Source organism: Trinickia diaoshuihuensis (assembly GCF_003390925.1).
GTDB classification, from domain to species: domain Bacteria; phylum Pseudomonadota; class Gammaproteobacteria; order Burkholderiales; family Burkholderiaceae; genus Trinickia; species Trinickia diaoshuihuensis.
Window position 1 is genome coordinate 146,657 of sequence record NZ_QUBS01000089.1, and the last position, 16,945, is coordinate 163,601.

General features: G+C 63.6%; 13 protein-coding genes and 1 pseudogene. 8 read left to right on the top strand and 6 right to left on the bottom strand.

Annotated features, from left to right (window positions below; translation table 11 throughout):
* Nucleotides 1-12 precede the first annotated feature (12 nt).
* From DXT59_RS27850 to DXT59_RS27860, 3 genes are all read right to left on the bottom strand, one after another.
* Nucleotides 13-828, bottom strand: coding sequence for an ATP-binding cassette domain-containing protein (locus tag DXT59_RS27850; protein WP_116141399.1), 816 nt, complete (start codon nucleotides 826-828; stop codon nucleotides 13-15).
* Between the two features lie 15 nt (nucleotides 829-843).
* Entirely contained in the window at nucleotides 844-2,004 is a 1,161-nt protein-coding gene (locus tag DXT59_RS27855; protein ID WP_116141401.1) for an ABC transporter permease, read from the bottom strand.
* Nucleotides 2,005-2,122: 118 nt separating this feature from the next.
* Nucleotides 2,123-3,181: a sugar ABC transporter substrate-binding protein gene (locus DXT59_RS27860; RefSeq protein ID WP_116141402.1), complete on the bottom strand. Its 1,059-nt coding sequence runs from the start codon at nucleotides 3,179-3,181 to the stop codon at nucleotides 2,123-2,125.
* Between the two features lie 235 nt (nucleotides 3,182-3,416).
* Between DXT59_RS27860 and DXT59_RS27865 the strand changes: the two genes are divergently transcribed.
* The 6 genes and pseudogenes from DXT59_RS27865 (at nucleotide 3,417) to DXT59_RS31375 (ending at nucleotide 8,078) form a co-directional block, all read left to right on the top strand.
* Nucleotides 3,417-4,298, top strand: a complete 882-nt coding sequence (locus tag DXT59_RS27865) for a MurR/RpiR family transcriptional regulator (RefSeq protein WP_116141403.1) — start codon at nucleotides 3,417-3,419, stop codon at nucleotides 4,296-4,298.
* Nucleotides 4,291-5,304: an inositol 2-dehydrogenase gene (gene iolG / locus DXT59_RS27870; RefSeq protein WP_116141404.1), complete on the top strand. Its 1,014-nt coding sequence runs from the start codon at nucleotides 4,291-4,293 to the stop codon at nucleotides 5,302-5,304. The genes DXT59_RS27865 and iolG overlap by 8 nt, the downstream gene beginning before the upstream one ends.
* A 112-nt stretch (nucleotides 5,305-5,416) precedes the next feature.
* Nucleotides 5,417-6,472, top strand: coding sequence for a Gfo/Idh/MocA family oxidoreductase (locus DXT59_RS27875; RefSeq protein WP_116141405.1), 1,056 nt, complete (start codon nucleotides 5,417-5,419; stop codon nucleotides 6,470-6,472).
* Nucleotides 6,473-6,776: 304 nt separating this feature from the next.
* Nucleotides 6,777-7,004 carry a sulfurtransferase TusA family protein gene (locus tag DXT59_RS27880; RefSeq protein WP_116141572.1) on the top strand — a complete coding sequence of 76 codons (228 nt, stop codon included), beginning with the start codon at nucleotides 6,777-6,779 and terminating at the stop codon, nucleotides 7,002-7,004.
* 228 nt (nucleotides 7,005-7,232) lie between these two features.
* Nucleotides 7,233-7,430, top strand: a pseudogene (locus DXT59_RS31370) (RHS repeat-associated core domain-containing protein); the annotation flags it as partial.
* Between the two features lie 336 nt (nucleotides 7,431-7,766).
* Nucleotides 7,767-8,078 carry a hypothetical protein gene (locus DXT59_RS31375; RefSeq protein ID WP_162878261.1) on the top strand — a complete coding sequence of 104 codons (312 nt, stop codon included), beginning with the start codon at nucleotides 7,767-7,769 and terminating at the stop codon, nucleotides 8,076-8,078.
* A gap of 197 nt (nucleotides 8,079-8,275) precedes the next feature.
* Here DXT59_RS31375 and galU read toward each other — a convergent pair whose 3' ends face one another.
* Both galU and DXT59_RS27895 read right to left on the bottom strand, forming a co-directional pair.
* Nucleotides 8,276-9,157 carry a UTP--glucose-1-phosphate uridylyltransferase GalU gene (gene galU, locus DXT59_RS27890; protein ID WP_116141407.1) on the bottom strand — a complete coding sequence of 294 codons (882 nt, stop codon included), beginning with the start codon at nucleotides 9,155-9,157 and terminating at the stop codon, nucleotides 8,276-8,278.
* Between the two features lie 52 nt (nucleotides 9,158-9,209).
* On the bottom strand, nucleotides 9,210-12,098 hold the full coding sequence (locus DXT59_RS27895; RefSeq protein ID WP_116141409.1) for a valine--tRNA ligase: 2,889 nt from the start codon (nucleotides 12,096-12,098) through the stop codon (nucleotides 9,210-9,212).
* A 216-nt stretch (nucleotides 12,099-12,314) separates the two neighbouring features.
* On the opposite strand from DXT59_RS27895, the gene DXT59_RS27900 reads away from it, so the two are divergent.
* Both DXT59_RS27900 and DXT59_RS27905 read left to right on the top strand, forming a co-directional pair.
* A complete protein-coding gene (locus DXT59_RS27900) occupies nucleotides 12,315-14,669 on the top strand; it encodes a UvrD-helicase domain-containing protein (RefSeq protein WP_116141410.1) in 2,355 nt (784 codons plus the stop codon).
* 68 nt (nucleotides 14,670-14,737) lie between these two features.
* A complete protein-coding gene (locus tag DXT59_RS27905; protein WP_116141574.1) occupies nucleotides 14,738-15,550 on the top strand; it encodes a 5'-methylthioadenosine/adenosylhomocysteine nucleosidase in 813 nt (270 codons plus the stop codon).
* A 67-nt stretch (nucleotides 15,551-15,617) separates the two neighbouring features.
* Here DXT59_RS27905 and DXT59_RS27910 read toward each other — a convergent pair whose 3' ends face one another.
* Complete coding sequence (locus DXT59_RS27910; RefSeq protein WP_116141412.1) at nucleotides 15,618-16,925, bottom strand: S8 family serine peptidase; 1,308 nt, start codon at nucleotides 16,923-16,925, stop codon at nucleotides 15,618-15,620.
* Nucleotides 16,926-16,945: the final 20 nt, after the last annotated feature.

The window sequence follows — 16,945 nt, forward strand, 5'->3', positions numbered from 1 at the left end:
TCGTGAACCGCGTTAGATCGTTGCGCCGTCGAGCTCGGCAATCATTTTCTGCATCTCCGCGCCGCCCGCCATCATGTCGAGGACGGCTTCCTTGCTGATCGTATCCTTCGTAAAGGTGCCCATCGAACGGCCGCGATTGAGCAACGTGAACGAATCGCCGATCGGGTAGGCGTGATGCACGTTGTGGGTGATGAAAATGACGGAGATGCCGCGCTCGCGCGCCTTGTGAATCAGTTTGAGCACGTTGAAGCTTTGTTTGACGCCGAGCGCGGCCGTGGGCTCGTCCAGGATCAGCACGCGCGCGCCGAAGTGGATCGCGCGCGCGATGGCCAGACACTGACGCTCGCCGCCCGACATGGTGCCGATCGGCTGATGCGGATCGCGCACGTTGATGCCCATCTCGGCGAGCTTCTCGCGCGCCGTCGTCGCGGCCGTTTCGATGTCGAGCACGTTGATGAGCCCGAACAGCTTTTTGCTCGGCTCGCGGCCCATGAAGAAGTTGCGGGCGACCGAGAGCAGCGGGACCAGCGCGAGGTCTTGATAGACGGTGGCGATGCCGAGATCGAGCGCATCTTTGGGCGAGGCGAACGCCACCGGCTGGCCATCGACGAGGTACTGGCCTTCGCTCGGTTGATGCACGCCCGCGAGCGTCTTGATCAGCGTCGATTTGCCGGCGCCATTGTCGCCGAGCAGGCAATGCACCTCGCCGCGCCGCAGCCGCAGCGTGACGTCTTTGAGCGCGATCACGGTGCCGAAATAACGGCTGACGTTTTCGAGCGCGAGGATGGTGTCGTCGTTTCGATCTTGCATGGGAGTGGCGGTAGTCATCGTTTCCTCCGTGGCTCAACGCGATTGCGCGACGCGGCTGCGCACGTAGTGGTTGAAGAGCACGGCGAACAGCAGCATCAGACCGAGGAACACGCGGAACCAATCGGAATCGATGCTCGTGTAGGTGATGCCGATCTGCACGACGCCGAAGATCAGCGAGCCGAAGCACGCGCCGACCACGGAGCCGTAGCCGCCCGTGAGCAACGTTCCGCCGATGACGGCCGCGATGATCGCTTCGAATTCCTTTTGCAATCCGCGGTCGGCGGCGGCCGAGCCGATATCGCACACTTGCAGCACCGCGAACAGGCAGGCGCAGAACGCCGTCAGCACGAACAGGCGAATCTTGACGCGGCGCACGGGCACGCCGACGTTTTTGGCGGCGTTCGCATCGCCGCCGACGGCGAAGATCCAGTTGCCGAGGCGCGTCTTGGCGAGCGTAAAGGCGCACACGGCGGCGAGCGCGAGCCACCAGACGATGACCTTCGGCACGCCGGGCACGAGCGGCTCGCCCGAGTCGAGCAGCTTGACGAGGCCGAGATGGCCGAGCCAGCGGAACAGGCCGTGGAACGCGACGCCTTGGAACAAGGCATGCGCCAGCGGGCTTTGCGCGGCGACGTCGCCCACGCCCGAAATGATCGTGCGGTCGGCGAACATGACCGAGAGGGCCAGCGTCAAGCCGCGCAAGATGAACATGAACGCGAGCGTGACGATGAACGAGGGCAGCCGCGTGCGCATGACGAGGTAGCCGTTGAGCGCGCCGAGCAGCATCGAACCCACGAATGCGAATACGATGGCCAGCTCGATGGGCCAGTGAAAGTACATGGTCGGCAGCGCGACCATCATGCCCGCGAAGCCGATCATCGAACCGATCGACAAGTCGAATTCACCTGCGATCATCAGCAGACAGGCGCCGACGGCGATGAGCCCGAGATAGGCCGCGACCTGCGACCAGTTCATGATGCCGTCGAGATTGAACATGCCGGAGTTGCCGGCGCCGATCGCGAAGACGAGGAACACCATGACGGTGCCCGCGAGCGAGGCGAACTCGGGGCGGGAAAGAAACTGCTTGAACCGCGATTCGCGGCGCACGCGTTCGTCGAGCGAGCCGGATCCGCCCGGCGGGTTCTGCTGCGCGTGTTTGCGTAGGTTGGCGTGGAAGTGATCGGCGACGCCCATCGAATGTCTCCTTGGGCAGCGCGGGGCGAACCGCTCGGTCCGCGCCGCGCCGTCATGCTTTATAGCTGGATTGCAAAGGCCGCTCTTTCAAACCGCGAGCGATGGGTGCTCGCGGGAATCAGCGGTACTGCCCCGCGTATTTCTCGACTTTGTCGATATTGGCTTTCGTGATGAAGCCCGGACCGGAAAGAATCGTGTCGGGCTGATACACGGGCTGGAGCCCATAGGTTTCGAGCCGCTTTTGGAACTTCGGATTGCCTTGCAGCGTCTTTTCGATCTTCAACGGATCGGTGGTGTGGTTTTGCTTGGCGATCGCGAGCACGGCGACGGCTAGATAGCCTTGCAGGTACGGCTGCTGATCGATCGCGAATTGGATCGTGCCGTCCTTGATCGCGCCGGCGATATCGTTGTCGAAGTCGAACGTCGCGAACCAGAGCTTGCCCGCCAGACCCATGTCCTTCAGCGCGCGAATCGTCGGATCGGCGGAGAGCGGTCCGAGCGCGAGCACGGCGCCCGTATTGGCGTGATTGCGCAAGTAGGCTTGAACCTTCGATTTGACGCCGTTCGGATCTTGGCCCGCGTCGAGCGTGGACGCCTTGAAGTCGACGCCGAGCGCCTCGGCGAAGCCGCGGCAGCGTTCGAACGAGGCCGGATTCGTCGCGTAGTGGTTCACGCACAGGAACGATTTGATGCCCGCCGCCTTCGCCTTCTCGCCGGCCGCATGACCCGCGACGTATTCGGGCTGGCCGATGTGCATGATCGCGCCGAGTTGCTTGCTCTGCTCGAGCGTGCCCGAGTTGATCGTCACGAGCGCAATCTTCTTGTCGGTGACCTTCTTGATGGAGCTTTTGAGCACGTCGAAGTCGGCCACCGTCGTAGCGACGCCGTCGTAGTTGTGCGCCGCCGCCTGTTCGATCAACCGCGCCATGTCCGACAAATCGCCGTTCGGCGGATTGCGGTAGTCGGTCTCGACGTTGAAGTCCTCGTCGGCCTGCTTGATCGCGTTCTTGATCGTGTTCCACCAGGAATCGGAATCGGGCGCGTGACTCACGAGCACGAAGTGAGCGTCAGCCGCCTGCGCCGGCTGGACCGCGAACGGACCGAACGCCAATGCGAGCGCCGAGGTGAATGCCGCCGCGAACGTTCTCAGAGCGGCCTTGCGGGTGCAAAGTCTCATTTGTCTCCACCTATTCGAAGTTATGTCGTTGGGAGCGACGGCGGCACGTGGCCGCGTCGCTCACGAAACAGATTAGGCCAAGTCGTTCGCGATTGCAAAGAAAATTTCATTGCTATGGAAAATGGAAAATCCGTTCCATTTTGCGGCGACCGTGCCTATAATCCGCATCGTCGGGAGGCGCGGGCCGCATGGCCGGTACGCCGCCGTTGCCCACTGAGAACAAGGACAAAGCGTCATGCAGGAAGACACCACCGGCGAGCTGCCTACCGTCGACGAGCTCATGCAGCGCGTGGCCGAGGCATACGATTCGTTGCCGCGGCAGTTGAAAAGCGTGGCTTCGTATCTGGAGCAGCACCGCTCCAGCGTGATGGTGGATCGCACGAGCGACATCGCCACGAGTTGCGGCGTGCATCCGTCGGCCGTCGTGCGTTTTGCGCAGCGCTTCGGGTTTTCGGGGTTTTCGGATTTGCAGGAGGTGTTCAAGCAGGCCTATGCCGGGCAGAACCCGTCCGGGCAAACGTATAAGCAGCGCATTCGCAAGCTCATCGACGAAAAGCCGGGGCGGCTTTCGGGCGGCAACGTTGCTCGCGAGTTCGTGGCCGCGTGCCGCAACGGCCTGGACGAGCTCGAAGCGACGCTCGACGACGAGCAATTCGAAGCGGCGGTCTCCATGCTCCAGCACGCGGAAAACATCTATGTGATCGGTGTGCGGCGCTCGTTCGCGGTAGCGAGCTACATCGTCTACGCGTTGCAGCATACGGCCAAGCGCGTCCATCTCGTCTCCGGCTTCGGCGGCATGTTCCGCGAGCAGATGCGCAGCGTGAAGAAGGGCGACGTCGTGATCGCCATCAGCTTCGAGCCGTACGGGCGTGAAACGCAGTATTGCCTGCGCATCGCGCATCACCATCAAGCGCAGACGCTCGTCATCACCGATAGCCGTCTGTCGCCGCTCGCGCGCTACGCCAGCGCGCAATTGTTCGTGAAGGAAGGCAGCGCGTTCGCGTTTCGCGCGCTGACGAGCACCATTTGTCTGTGCCAGGCGCTGTTCGTGGCGCTTGCGTACCGGCTCGAGTTGAACGTTGAAGAATCCAAAGACACAGGAGGATACGATGACTAACACCTGGAGCGGCGCGATCGACGTCGCGGTTTTCGGCGCGGGCCGTATCGGCCGCATTCACGCGGGCAATCTCGCGCGTCATCCCGGCGCGCGGCTCAAGTACGTTATCGACGTGAACCGCGCGGCGGCGGCCGAGCTTGCCGCGCAGTACGGCGCGACGGTCGTCGAGGCCGACGCGGCGCTTGCCGACCCGGCCGTCGGCGCGAGTGTCATTTGTTCGAGCACCGATACGCACGCCGATTTGATCGAACGCTCGGCTGCGTCGGGCAAGCATATCTTTTGCGAAAAGCCCGTCGATCTCGAACTCGCGCGCGCGCGGGCCTGCGCCCGTGCGGTCGAGCAAGCGGGCGTCGTCTGCATGATCGGCTTTCAGCGCCGCTTCGATCCGACGTTCTCCGCCGTCAAGGCGCGGATCGATGCCGGTGAAATCGGCACGCCCGAGATGCTCGTCGTGACGAGCCGCGATCCGGGCGCGCCGCCCGTCGAGTACATCCGGCGCTCGGGCGGCATCTTCAAGGACATGCTGATCCACGATTTCGACATCTTCCGTTGGATCCTCGACGACGAAGCGGCGACCGTGCATGCGAACGGTAGCTGCCTGACCGATCCCGCGATTCTCGATGCGGGCGACGTCGATTCGACTGCCGTGACGATCCGCACGAAGCGCGGGCGCCTGTGCCAAATCAACACGACGCGTCGCGCCGCGTACGGCTACGACCAGCGCTTCGAGGTGCTCGGCAGCGCGGGCATGCTGCAGGCGGGCAACGTGCGGCCGACCGAGGTGGTGTCCTACACGGCGAACGCCGTATCGACCGACGTACCCGAGGCGTTCTTCCTCGAACGCTATCGCGCCGCCTACGCGAGCGAGATCGCGCATTTCTTCGACGCCGTGACGCAAGGCGCGCCCGTGCGAACGACGATCGCGGACGGCGTCAAGGCGCTCGAACTGGCGGAGGCGGCCACGCGTTCGTGGCGGGAAGGCCGGATCGTGACGCTCGGCGAGTAAGCGTCGAGTAGGCGTCGAGTAGGCGATAAAGCGGGCGGCGCGGGCGCGTCGTGACCGGCGTGCCCGCGGGCCGGGCGAATGAGCTTGAAACGATAGGGCAAGGAGCGAGACAGTGACGACGAAGGCAAAGCGCGGGCCGGTCAGGATCGGCATCGCGGGATTGGGCCGCTTAGGCAAGCGGCACGCGACGAATTTGGCTTACCGCGTGCCCGGCGCGGTGCTGGCGGCGGCATGCAGCCCGGTCGACGAGGAACTCGACTGGGCCCGCGAGACGCTCGTCGACCCGCGGCTTTATTCGGACTACGAAGCATTGCTGGCGGACCGTGAAATCGATGCGCTGTGGCTCGTGACGCCGTCTTCGCTGCATGCCGACCAAATCGTGTCGGCGTTGCGCGCCGGCAAGCATGTGTTTTGCGAGAAGCCGCTCTCGCTCGATATGGCGGAATGCGAGCGCGTGCTCGCGGTGGCGCGTGAATATCCGCATTTGGAGGCGACGATCGGCTTCATGCGGCGTTTCGATCCGAGCTATCGCGACGCGTACGAGAAGACGGCCGCGGGCGCCATCGGCCGGCCCTTCATGGTGCGCTCGCAAACGACGGATCAAAACGATCCCGATGGGTTCTTCGTGCGCTTCGCGCCCACCTCGGGCGGAATCTTTCTCGATTGCACCGTGCACGATATCGACGTCGCGCGCTGGTTCTTCGGCGGCGCGCGGGCGACGCGCGCGTTCGCGACGGGCACCATTGCATTGCACGAAGGGCTGCGCGCGTGCGGCGATGTCGACAACGGGGTGGGCGTCGTCGAATTCGAAGGCGGCCGGCTCGCCGTGTTCTACGCCTCGCGCACGATGGCGCACGGCAACGACACGCAAAGCGAGGTCATCGGCACGAACGGGGCGCTCGCGATCGGTCACGATCCGCGCAAGAATCGCGTGCAGATTTACGACGCGCTCGGCGTACGCAGCGAAAGCACGCCGACGTTCTTCGATCGTTTCGAAGACGCCTTCTTGCATGAAGCCAACGCGTTCGTGCAAGCGGTGTCGGCGCGGCTGGCGGGCGAGGCCAGCGCCGCGCCGGCCGGCGCCACGCTGGCCGATGCGCTGGAGGCGACCCGCATCGGCAATGCGCTGCGGCAGGCATGCGCGACCGGGATGCCCGTCACGCTGTAACCGCACGCGAGGGTAGGCGAGGGCGCTTCGAGACGCTGAGGGTGCCGTAAAGCCCCGCGAATCCGTCGTTATCGATCGTCGAAAAACGCTTCGCCCACGGACTCGCGCCGGGTGCTTGCTGATCGGCCGCGCTCGCGGCGACGATCGAGTTGCCGAAAACGCAGCGGCCTTCATCGGCCTGGAGCGCGGTCGGGGTGCGTGGGGTAAAATTCCTTTCTTTTGCGTCTTTTGGCTAGGCAATGTGCGCTCGATCGCGCACCGCCCAAGCGTAAGCAGGGCGCTTCACTGTAAAGGCCGATTGTCGATGGAAATTCATAAGGAAGTCGATGCGCGCGGATTGACTTGCCCGCTGCCGATTTTGCGCGCCAAGAAGGCGTTGGCCGACATGACGAGCGGTCAAATTTTGAAGGTCTTGGCAACCGATCCCGGTTCGCAGCGCGACTTCGCCGCGTTCGCCAAGCAAACCGGCAACGAAATCGTCGAGACTTCGACGCAAGATAAGACGTTTGTGTTTTTGATGCGCCGTCGCTGAGCGGCTCGCATATCGTCTTCGCGATTCCATTTCTCTTTAGGCGGCATGCGCGTCGCCGGCGCTTCGTCCGTAGGGCGAGTCAGAAGGTGAGAATGCGCTTTGATTCCGCGCCGAAGCGGCTTTGACGAAGCACGGCGCGCCACCTACGATGAAGCCGGTAGGTCGTTAGCTCGGAAGACGGAGCGGCGGTCTTCGAAACCGCCGCGACGGCTAACGAGGTGAGGGTCCATGGTTCGCAACGCTCCAGCGGGATTTACCGGCGCATATCGGGATTGCGCGACGTTCGCGAATCCGCTCGGCAATGGTTATCGATGGTATCTACCCTGGCTGATGCGCTTCAATGCTCCGGACAGCTTGAGCCCATTCGGCGCCGGCGGCAGCAATGCGTACGCTTACTGCGCGGCCGATCCAATCAACCGCAGCGATCCTAGCGGGCATATGTTCAATGGCTTGGCCTCCGATATTGGTAAGGTGACGGACGAGGACGCGGCGTCGCTCGCGGCTAGAGCGTCGGAGAGTGCGGCGCAAGAGGCGAGCGGAACCGCACCGTCGTCAAGTGGAACGGCCAACGCGCCGAGCGCCGGGGGGCCGCTCCCTGCGCGAGCGAGGCGGCCGCGACCCGCTTCTTTGGTGTTGCCCTATAGCTTGAGGCACGGCGCCCCCGACTTGGACGCGTTAAGCCGATCGTTGACGAGGTACCGGAGGGCGGCCGATGCCCTCGAACGCGGCGCAAACGCTCTGCGGCAGCAATGGCCCGCCTTGATGCGCGAATCGCGCATGGAACGGGCAGCGCTCGGACTGCCCGATCCGATCGTGGCGCAAGAAGCGAGATTGGCGGTTCATCAAGTTGCGCTGGAGGCCGACGATCTCCTCACGAAATTGAGCCAGGTCGAAATGCAACTGGCAGGGCGCGCGGGAGAGTTCGAAAAAGAGCGCATTGAAATACGCGGCCTTCAGGAAAGAGTCGGAGCGATCCACCGAGAAGCTTGGGATCTATATCCAACACTCAGAGACGAGGTCGACGCGACGGGTGAGAGCGTCTTCCGGTTCGGCGGAAGTTCGAACGCCAACTGAATGCGCGTTTTTTCAACTGCCGGGCGACAGGCATAGGGTCCAACGCCAGCGGGGTATGGGTACAGGCGCTACTGGGCCGCCCCGACCGACAACCAACAAGTCTTGTTTGGGGCGATCGGGCCTTAACTTTGGTGGGCCACCCATAAAAAAACGGCCCTCGATTGATCGAGGGCCGCCCGGCTCCGCTCAACGGCGGATCAGCTATCCATCACCGGCGAGCGCGTACGCAGATAGTGCTCGAAATCCTCGGCCACTTCGGGGTGACGCAGCGCGAACTCGACGGTCGCCTTCAGATAACCGAGCTTGCTGCCGCAATCGAAACGCGTGCCGTGATACTTATAGGCCAGCACTTGTTCGTCGCCGAGCAGCGACTGAATGCCGTCGGTCAACTGAATCTCGCCGCCCGCGCCGGGCTTGAGCGCGCGCAGGTGGTCGAAAATGCGCGGCTTGAGCACGTAGCGGCCCACGACGCCGAGGTTCGACGGCGCGATTTCGGGCGCCGGCTTTTCGACGATGCCCGACATCTTGATGATCGCGTCTTCCCACTCCTTGCCGTCGACGATGCCGTACGAGCGCGTGTCTTGCGGCGGAATTTCTTCCACGCCGATGACCGAGCTATGGTAGTGATCGAACACGTCGATCATCTGCTTCATGACGGGCGGTTCGGCGTAGAGCAAGTCGTCCGCGAGGATGACGGCGAACGGGTTGTCGCCGACGAGTTTCTCGGCGCACAGCACGGCGTGGCCCAAGCCGAGGGCCTCGGGCTGGCGCACGTAGAAACAGTCGACATGGCTCGGCTTGATGCTGCGCACGAGTTCGAGCAGCTTCTCCTTGCCGCGCGCCTCGAGTTCGGCCTCGATTTCGTACGACTTGTCGAAGTGATCCTCGATTGCGCGCTTGCTGCGCCCGGTCACGAAGATCATTTCGGTGATGCCCGCGGCCATGGCTTCTTCGACCGCGTACTGAATCAACGGTTTGTCGACGATCGGCAGCATTTCCTTCGGGCTTGCCTTGGTGGCCGGAAGAAAGCGCGTGCCGAGGCCCGCTACGGGAAAGACTGCCTTGGTGACTTTTAGCATGGCGTTACCCTAGTTGTACTGGTGGGACCACGTGCCCAATCGATGCAAACGGTCAAGCGGGCAGGCGCGCGAGTTGCGCGCTGAGCTTCGCAATGGTGTCCCGGTATTGTGACAGCCTTTTCTGCTCTTGCTCCACCACGGCAGCCGGTGCTTTTGCGACAAAAGCCTGGTTCCCGAGCTTCGCCTCGCACTTGACGATTTCCGCGTCGAGCCGAGCAATTTCCTTGCCCAAGCGTTCGCGCTCGGCCGCCACGTCGATTTCGACGAGCAACGCGAGCTTGTCGCCGCCGACGATCGAGATCGGGGCGCCCTGCGATTGCGCGTCGAGCGTCGCCTCATCGGCCATGATGCGCACCTCGGACAAACGCGCGAGCGCTTGTGCGTAAGGCGCGAACGTCTGCCATTGACCCGCATCGCCGTGCACTAGCAGAGGGACCTTGGTTGCGGGCGATAGGTTCATTTCACCACGTAAATTTCTGCAAGCGTCGATCGCCGCCTTCAAATTCGATGCCCATTGCTCGGCATTTTCGTCGATTTTTTTCTCTTCGGCGCGCGGGTAAGGTTGCACCATGATCGACGCCTCGCCGCTTGCCGCACCGGCCGGGTAGGCATCGGTCAACGGCGCCACCTTTTGCCAGAGCGCTTCCGTGATGAACGGAATGATTGGGTGCGCGAGCCGCAGAATCGTTTCGAGCACGCGCAACAGCGTGCGGCGCGTTGCGCGCTGCTGCTCGGGCGTGCCGTTTTGGATTTGCACTTTCGCGAGCTCGAGGTACCAGTCGCAGTACTCGTCCCAGACGAATTTGTAAATCGTATTGGCGACATTGTCGAACCGATAATCGGCAAAGCCTTTTTCGACCTCCGCCTCCACGCGTTGCAGCAGCGAGACGATCCAGCGGTCCGCTTGCGAGAAGTCCGTATAGCCGCCGGGGCCGCAATCGCCGGGCGCGCAGGCGCCGGGCTTCGAAAAGCCGCAATCGTGTCCTTCGCAATTCATCAGCACGAAGCGCGTGGCATTCCAGAGCTTGTTGCAGAAATTGCGGTAGCCCTCGCAGCGCGCGAGGTCGAAGTTCACGTTGCGTCCGAGCGTGGCCATCGAGGCCATCGTGAAGCGCAGCGCATCGGTTCCGAACGCGGGAATGCCTTCGGGGAATTCCTTGCGCGTTTTTTTCTCGATCGTCGCGGCTTGCTTCGGGTTCATGAGCCCCGTCGTGCGCTTGGCGACGAGCGTTTCCAGATCGATGCCGTCGACGATGTCGATCGGGTCGAGCGTGTTGCCCTTGCTCTTGGACATCTTCTGGCCTTCGTGATCGCGCACGAGGCCGTGGACGTACACGGTGTGAAACGGCACCTTCCCCGTGAAGTGCGTCGTCATCATGATCATCCGCGCGACCCAGAAGAAGATGATGTCGAAGCCCGTGACGAGCACCGAGGAGGGCAGGAACGCGGCCAACTCCTTCGTCTCGCTCGGCCAGCCGAGCGAGGAAAACGGCACGAGCGCGGACGAGAACCACGTATCGAGCACGTCGTCGTCGCGCTTGAGCGCGCCCGTGTAGCCGCGCGCTTGCGCCTGCGCGCGCGCTTCGTCCTCGCCGCGCGCGACGAACACTTCGCCGTTCTCGCCGTACCACGCGGGGATTTGGTGGCCCCACCAGAGTTGCCGTGAAATGCACCAGTCTTGGATGTTTTCGAGCCACTGGTAGTAAGTCGTCGTCCAGTTTTCGGGCACGAACGCGATTTCGCCGTTGCGCACGACGTCGAGCGCGACCTGCGCGATCGACTTGCCCGGATGGAACGTGCCTTCGGGCGCGGGTTTGCTCATCGCCACGAACCATTGGTCGGTCAGCATCGGCTCGAGCACCACGCCCGTGCGGTCGCCGCGCGGCACCATGAGCCGATGCTCCTTGACCGATTCGAGCAGGCCGAGCGCATCGAGGTCGGCGACCACGCGTTTGCGCGCCTCGAAACGGTCGAGCCCGCGATAGGCGGCCGGCGCGTTATCGTTGATCGTTGCTTCGAGCGTGAGGATTTCGATTTGCGGCAGGCCATGGCGCTGGCCGACTTGGTAGTCGTTGAAATCGTGCGCCGGCGTGACTTTGACGACGCCCGTGCCGAATTCGCGGTCGACGTAATCGTCGGCGATGATGGGGATTTCACGATCGCTAAGCGGCAGCTTGACCGTCTTGCCGATCAGGCTCGCATAACGCTCGTCTTCGGGGTGCACCATTACGGCGGTGTCGCCGAGCATCGTTTCGGGCCGTGTCGTGGCCACCGTCAAATGGCCGCTGCCGTCGGCGAGCGGGTAGCGGATGTGCCAGAGATGGCCGCTTTCCTCTTCGCTCGACACCTCGAGGTCGGAGACGGCCGTCATCAGTTTCGGATCCCAATTGACGAGCCGTTTGCCGCGATAGATGAGGCCCTGCTCGTAGAGCCGCACGAACACTTCGCTGACGACCTTGGACATCCGCTCGTCCATGGTGAAGTACTCGCGCGACCAATCGATCGACGCGCCGAGACGGCGGATCTGGTTCGTAATCGTCGAGCCCGAGCGCTCCTTCCATTCCCATACGCGTTCGACGAATTTCTCACGCCCGAGGTCGTGCCGCGAGACGCCTTGCTGATCGAGCTGGCGTTCGACGACGATTTGCGTGGCGATACCGGCGTGATCGGTGCCGGGCAGCCAGAGCGTGTTGGCGCCGCGCATGCGGTGATAGCGCGTGAGGCCGTCCATGATCGTCTGGTTGAACGCGTGCCCCATGTGCAGCGTGCCGGTGACGTTCGGCGGCGGCAGTTGGATCGAAAAGTTCGAATGCGCTTCGTCGGGCCGGGCCGGATCGGGCGCGAAGGCGGGCTTCGCATACCCGCGTTTTTCCCATTCGGGGCCCCACTGGGCCTCGATCGTCTGGGGCTCGAAACTTTTCGCCAGCGTAGTGTCGGTCATGTTGGAAATCCGCCGAAAAATGCCTGAGGTGATATGGATGATCCGGGTAGGAACCTGCTTGGAGCCGCAGCCGGCTCGGGTTTGCAAGTCCGAAACCGTCAATTATAAGGGGAGGGGCGATGCCTGCCGCGCGCGGCCTTATAATGATGGGCTCGCGAAGCGTTGCCGCATGCGGCATTGCACGCTCCGTCCGCCCGCTGAAGGACCGCTTTCTCCATGCCAGAACTGCTCGCCAATCTGAATCCCGAACAATACGCCGCCGTCACGTTGCCGAACGAACCGGCATTGATCCTGGCGGGCGCGGGCAGCGGTAAGACGCGCGTACTCATCACCCGCATCGCTTGGTTGATCCAGCAAGGGTTCGCCTCGCCGGCCACGGTGCTGGCGGTGACCTTCACGAACAAAGCGGCGCGCGAGATGATGAGCCGGCTGTCGGCGCTGTTGCCGATCGACACGCGCGGCATGTGGATCGGCACGTTTCACGGGCTCTGTAACCGCATGCTGCGCGCCCATCACCGCGATGCGGGGCTGCCCGCCACGTTCCAAATCCTCGATACGGCCGATCAGCTCTCGGCGATCAAGCGGCTGATGAAGGGGTTGACCGTCGACGACGAAAAATACCCGGCGAAGAACCTGCAGTACTTCATCAACAACGCGAAGGAGCAGGGTCTGCGACCGGACCAGGTCGACGCGACCGACAGCTTCAACCTGAAGTTCGTCGAGTTGTACCGCGCATACGAGCAGCAATGCCAGCGCGAGGGCGTCGTCGATTTCCCCGAACTGCTGCTGCGCTGCTATGAACTGCTCGCGCACAACGCGCCGCTGCGCGCGCATTATCAAGCGCGCTTCAAGCAGATTCTCGTCGACGAGTTCCAAGATACGAACAAGCTGCAATACGCTTGGCTCAAGCTGCTCGCCGGACAAAACAATGCGATCTTCGCCGTGGGTGACGACGATCAATCGATCTACGCGTTCCGGGGCGCGAACGTCGGCAACATGATGGACTTCGAGCGCGAGTTCAACGTCCGCAATTTGATCAAGCTCGAGCAGAACTATCGCTCGCATGGGCACATCCTCGATACGGCGAACGCGCTGATCGCGCATAACTCGCGGCGGCTCGGCAAGAATCTGCGCACGGACGCGGGCCACGGCGAGCCCGTGCGCGTCTACGAAGCCGCGACCGATTCGCAGGAAGCGGGCTGGATCGTCGAGGAAATTCGCGCGCTCATCAACACGGGTTTGACGCGCGGCGAGATTGCGATCCTGTATCGCAGCAACGCGCAATCGCGCACGATCGAGCATGCGCTCGTGAATGCGGGGATCGCTTATCGCGTCTACGGCGGCCTGCGCTTTTTCGAGCGGCAGGAAGTCAAGCATGCGCTCGCCTATCTGCGCCTGATCGACAATCCGAACGACGATACGGCGTTTGCGCGCGTCGTCAACTTCCCGACGCGTGGCATCGGCGCGCGCTCGATCGAGCAATTGGCCGACGCGGCGCGTCTGTACGGCTGCTCGATGGCGGCCGCGATTCCTTATGTCACGGGCAAGGCCGGCACGAGCCTAGGCTCGTTCGCGAATCTGATCGCGAAGATGCGCGCCGAAACGGAGCGGATGAGCTTGCCCGAAACGGTCGAGTACGTGGTGCGCGTGAGCGGCTTGGCCGAGTTCTATCAGAACGAACGCGAAGGCCAGGACCGGCTCGAGAACTTGCAGGAACTCGTCAACGCCGCGACTGCGTTCGTCAGCGAAGAGGGCTATGGCCTCGATACGCCCGCGCGTGCGATCCGCCTCGCGCCCGGCGCGACGGCGGCGCCCGAGCTCGCGGCTTCTTCGCTCGACGACGAGACCGTGGTGATCGACGCCGCCGGTTTCGGCGATCCGGCCCAAAATCCCGACACGATGACGCCGCTCGCGGGCTTCTTGTCGCACGCCTCCCTCGAGGCCGGCGAGAGCCAGGCGCAAGCGGGGCAAGACGCCGTTCAGTTGATGACCGTGCATGCGGCGAAGGGGCTCGAGTTTACGGCCGTCTTCATCACCGGGCTCGAGGAGGGACTCTTCCCGCACGAAAACAGCGCCAAGGAAACCGACGGGCTCGAAGAGGAACGCCGGCTCATGTATGTGGCGATTACACGCGCGAAGGAGCGGCTGTACTTGTCGTTGGCGCAAAGCCGCATGCTGCATGGGCAGACGCGCTACAACGTGCGTTCGCGCTTTTTCGATGAATTGCCCGAAGGCACGCTGAAATGGTTGACGCCGAAAGCCGAGGCGGGATCGCGCTGGGGCGGCCGGTCGGACAGTGCCGGGTGGGGGCGCGATTGGTTCTCCCGTCCCGATCGTGGCGGCCCCGCGGCGAATTTCGAAGCGGCGCCGTTGCCGGCGTTCGCGAACGAGCAACGCGCGGCGGACACGGGTTTTCGGGTCGGTCAGCAGGTGTTTCACACGAAATTCGGCGAGGGCGCGATCACGGCGCTCGAAGGCAGCGGCGGCGATGCGCGCGCGCAAGTTCGCTTCAAGCGCCATGGCGAGAAATGGCTCGCTTTGTCGGTTGCCAAGCTACAAGTGATCGAATAACGTCACTTCGATGTCGAATGAGAGTGCACGCCGGCACGCGCCGTAGCGGCACAAACGAGCATATTCCGATGAGCATGAACGAAGAAAGCGATAACGGCGGCACTGGCGCGGTGCGACGCTTGGCGGTACTGGCGGCGCTGCCGCAGGAACTCGGCGATCTCGTCGAGGCGATGCGCGCCGAAGGGCGGATGCGCACGGTCACCTTGGGGCGGCGCGACTACCATGTCGGCAACGCGCATGGGGTGCCGTGCGTCGTGACGCTGGCACGCGTCGGCAAGGTCGCGGCCGCGGCTACGGCGAGCGCGCTGATTCATGCATTCGGCGTCGATGCGATGGTGTTCGCGGGCGTGGCGGGCGGCGTCGGCCGCGGCGTGCGCGTGGGCGACATCGTCGTCGCCGATTCGCTATTGCAGCACGATCTCGACGCCTCGCCGCTCTTTCCGCGCTACGAGGTGCCGCTGCTCGAGCGCGCCCAGTTTCCCGCGGACGCACCGCTGGCCGATGCGCTCGCTGCCGCGTGCCGGACGTTCGTTGCCGAGGAGGGCGCGGCCCTCGCAGATCGCTTCGGTTTTCACGCACCTAGCGTGCACCGCGGGTTGATCATCAGCGGCGACCGCTTCGTCTCGAGCGCGAGCGAAGTGCGCGCGCTGGCGCAGGCGTTGCCCGAGGCGATGGCCGTGGAGATGGAAGGGGCGGCGATGGCCCAGGTCTGTTACGAACACGGTGTGCCGTGCGCGATCGTCCGCACCATTTCCGACACGGCCGACGATCACGCAACGGCTTCGTTTACGAATTTCTTGACCGATATCGCCGGCGCCTATTCGTCGGGCGTGCTGCGGCGTTTCCTCGGGGCGTATGCGGCCGCGAGGGCCGGTGTCTAGTCTTCCTTTCACTGTCGAACCGTCGGTGCACGAGAGAGACGATCGCGGTAGGCGCGCGTGCATCAGCCTAGCGTCTGCCTGAATCGGTAACCCAATTGGGCCGAGCGTGTCGAACGAGCTTGCTCTCATAGAGCGCGTTCGCGAGATCGAGCGCTTTCTCGCCCGAGATACCGTCGACCTCGAATGCCGCGCCGCCCGCGATCGGCCTAGCGCGCAGGCCGCGCGCGGCGAGCCATTGCTGGACGCGATGGGTGCTTGCGCCGTCATCGACGGTGAATAGGACGCCCGGCGCTTGAACCAGGAGCGATGATCCGCGCGGGTCCGCTGTTATCGAATAGACGGTGTATCCGCGTGGGTCGTCGACCGCACGTTTGTAAATGGATCGTTCGTCTCGCCTAGCGACAACGCGAGGCGAACTGGCGGACGCGGGCGGCCGATTTGACGAAGCTTGCAGCCTCGGTTGCCGATAAAGCGGTACTTTGACCTCTATCCCCATTTCGATTTCGAGAAATTCCACGGTCCGATCCGGGCCGCAATGCATGGGGATCGCCTGTGCGAGGCTGGCGGCCGTCGTCGCGTTGCCGTCCCGCTCTCCGTGCAACGATAACGAGCCGTGGCACCCCTGTTGCCAATACTGCGCCGAGGACCCGCCGACGGACACGAAGCGTTCCGCGTACGACACGGCGGCATCGGCGTCGACCAAGCCGAAGCCGTACCGCGTGCTGTAACGATAGGCCCCCCCGGTGTAAGGGTTGTGCGCCGCCGTATGGATCCAGTTCGCAGCCGGGGCGTCCGCCATCGAAGGCAGGATGCGGGCGGTTCGGGCCAGAATGAAGCGGATGTCCCGCCAGGTCAGCTTGGGATTGGCTTGCAACATCAACGCAACCACGCCCGATACGACGGGCGCCGCTGCGGAGGTGCCGCCGAAGTAGTGAACGTATCCGTTGTCCGTGACCGGGGCGGTGATGCCGGGCTGCTGCGCGCCGAACGGTGTGAACCCGTTGTCGCTGGGGCCGCAGACGAGCAGGTTCGATCCGTTCGTGGAATAGTCGGAGCCTAATCCGTTTGCATTGACTGCGCAGACGACGAGCGCTTGCTTGGGCAAGAAATTGTCGAAATTGGCCCATTGGAAGTGAGCCGTGCGCGGATATGGCTCTCGGCCGTCCTTGTCGAGGTTGCCGGCCGCGAAGACATAGACGATCCCTTTGCCGTTGCGTCCCCGGTCGACGCCTCGGCGGGCCACGGCTTCATAGATGTCGTTTCGCGGACGGGGTATGAGGGCGTAGTGGTTCCCCCAGCTATGATGTCGACCCCCGGCGTGCCGCGCAACAGAAGATGCGGGTCGGCGACCTGCCCCGTATTGACGAGATGCCATTGGTAGGGGAACAACGGATC

Coding starts and splice junctions, on each gene's coding strand:
- DXT59_RS27910 (WP_116141412.1), bottom strand. CDS start 16,925: ATGGCATCTCGTCAATACGGGGCAGGTCGCCGACCCGCATCTTCTGTT.
- DXT59_RS27905 (WP_116141574.1), top strand. CDS start 14,738: ATGAGCATGAACGAAGAAAGCGATAACGGCGGCACTGGCGCGGTGCGA.
- DXT59_RS27860 (WP_116141402.1), bottom strand. CDS start 3,181: ATGAGACTTTGCACCCGCAAGGCCGCTCTGAGAACGTTCGCGGCGGCA.
- DXT59_RS27895 (WP_116141409.1), bottom strand. CDS start 12,098: ATGACCGACACTACGCTGGCGAAAAGTTTCGAGCCCCAGACGATCGAG.
- DXT59_RS27865 (WP_116141403.1), top strand. CDS start 3,417: ATGCAGGAAGACACCACCGGCGAGCTGCCTACCGTCGACGAGCTCATG.
- iolG (WP_116141404.1), top strand. CDS start 4,291: ATGACTAACACCTGGAGCGGCGCGATCGACGTCGCGGTTTTCGGCGCG.
- DXT59_RS31375 (WP_162878261.1), top strand. CDS start 7,767: ATGCGCGAATCGCGCATGGAACGGGCAGCGCTCGGACTGCCCGATCCG.
- DXT59_RS27855 (WP_116141401.1), bottom strand. CDS start 2,004: ATGGGCGTCGCCGATCACTTCCACGCCAACCTACGCAAACACGCGCAG.
- DXT59_RS27880 (WP_116141572.1), top strand. CDS start 6,777: ATGGAAATTCATAAGGAAGTCGATGCGCGCGGATTGACTTGCCCGCTG.
- DXT59_RS27900 (WP_116141410.1), top strand. CDS start 12,315: ATGCCAGAACTGCTCGCCAATCTGAATCCCGAACAATACGCCGCCGTC.
- DXT59_RS27850 (WP_116141399.1), bottom strand. CDS start 828: ATGACTACCGCCACTCCCATGCAAGATCGAAACGACGACACCATCCTC.
- galU (WP_116141407.1), bottom strand. CDS start 9,157: ATGCTAAAAGTCACCAAGGCAGTCTTTCCCGTAGCGGGCCTCGGCACG.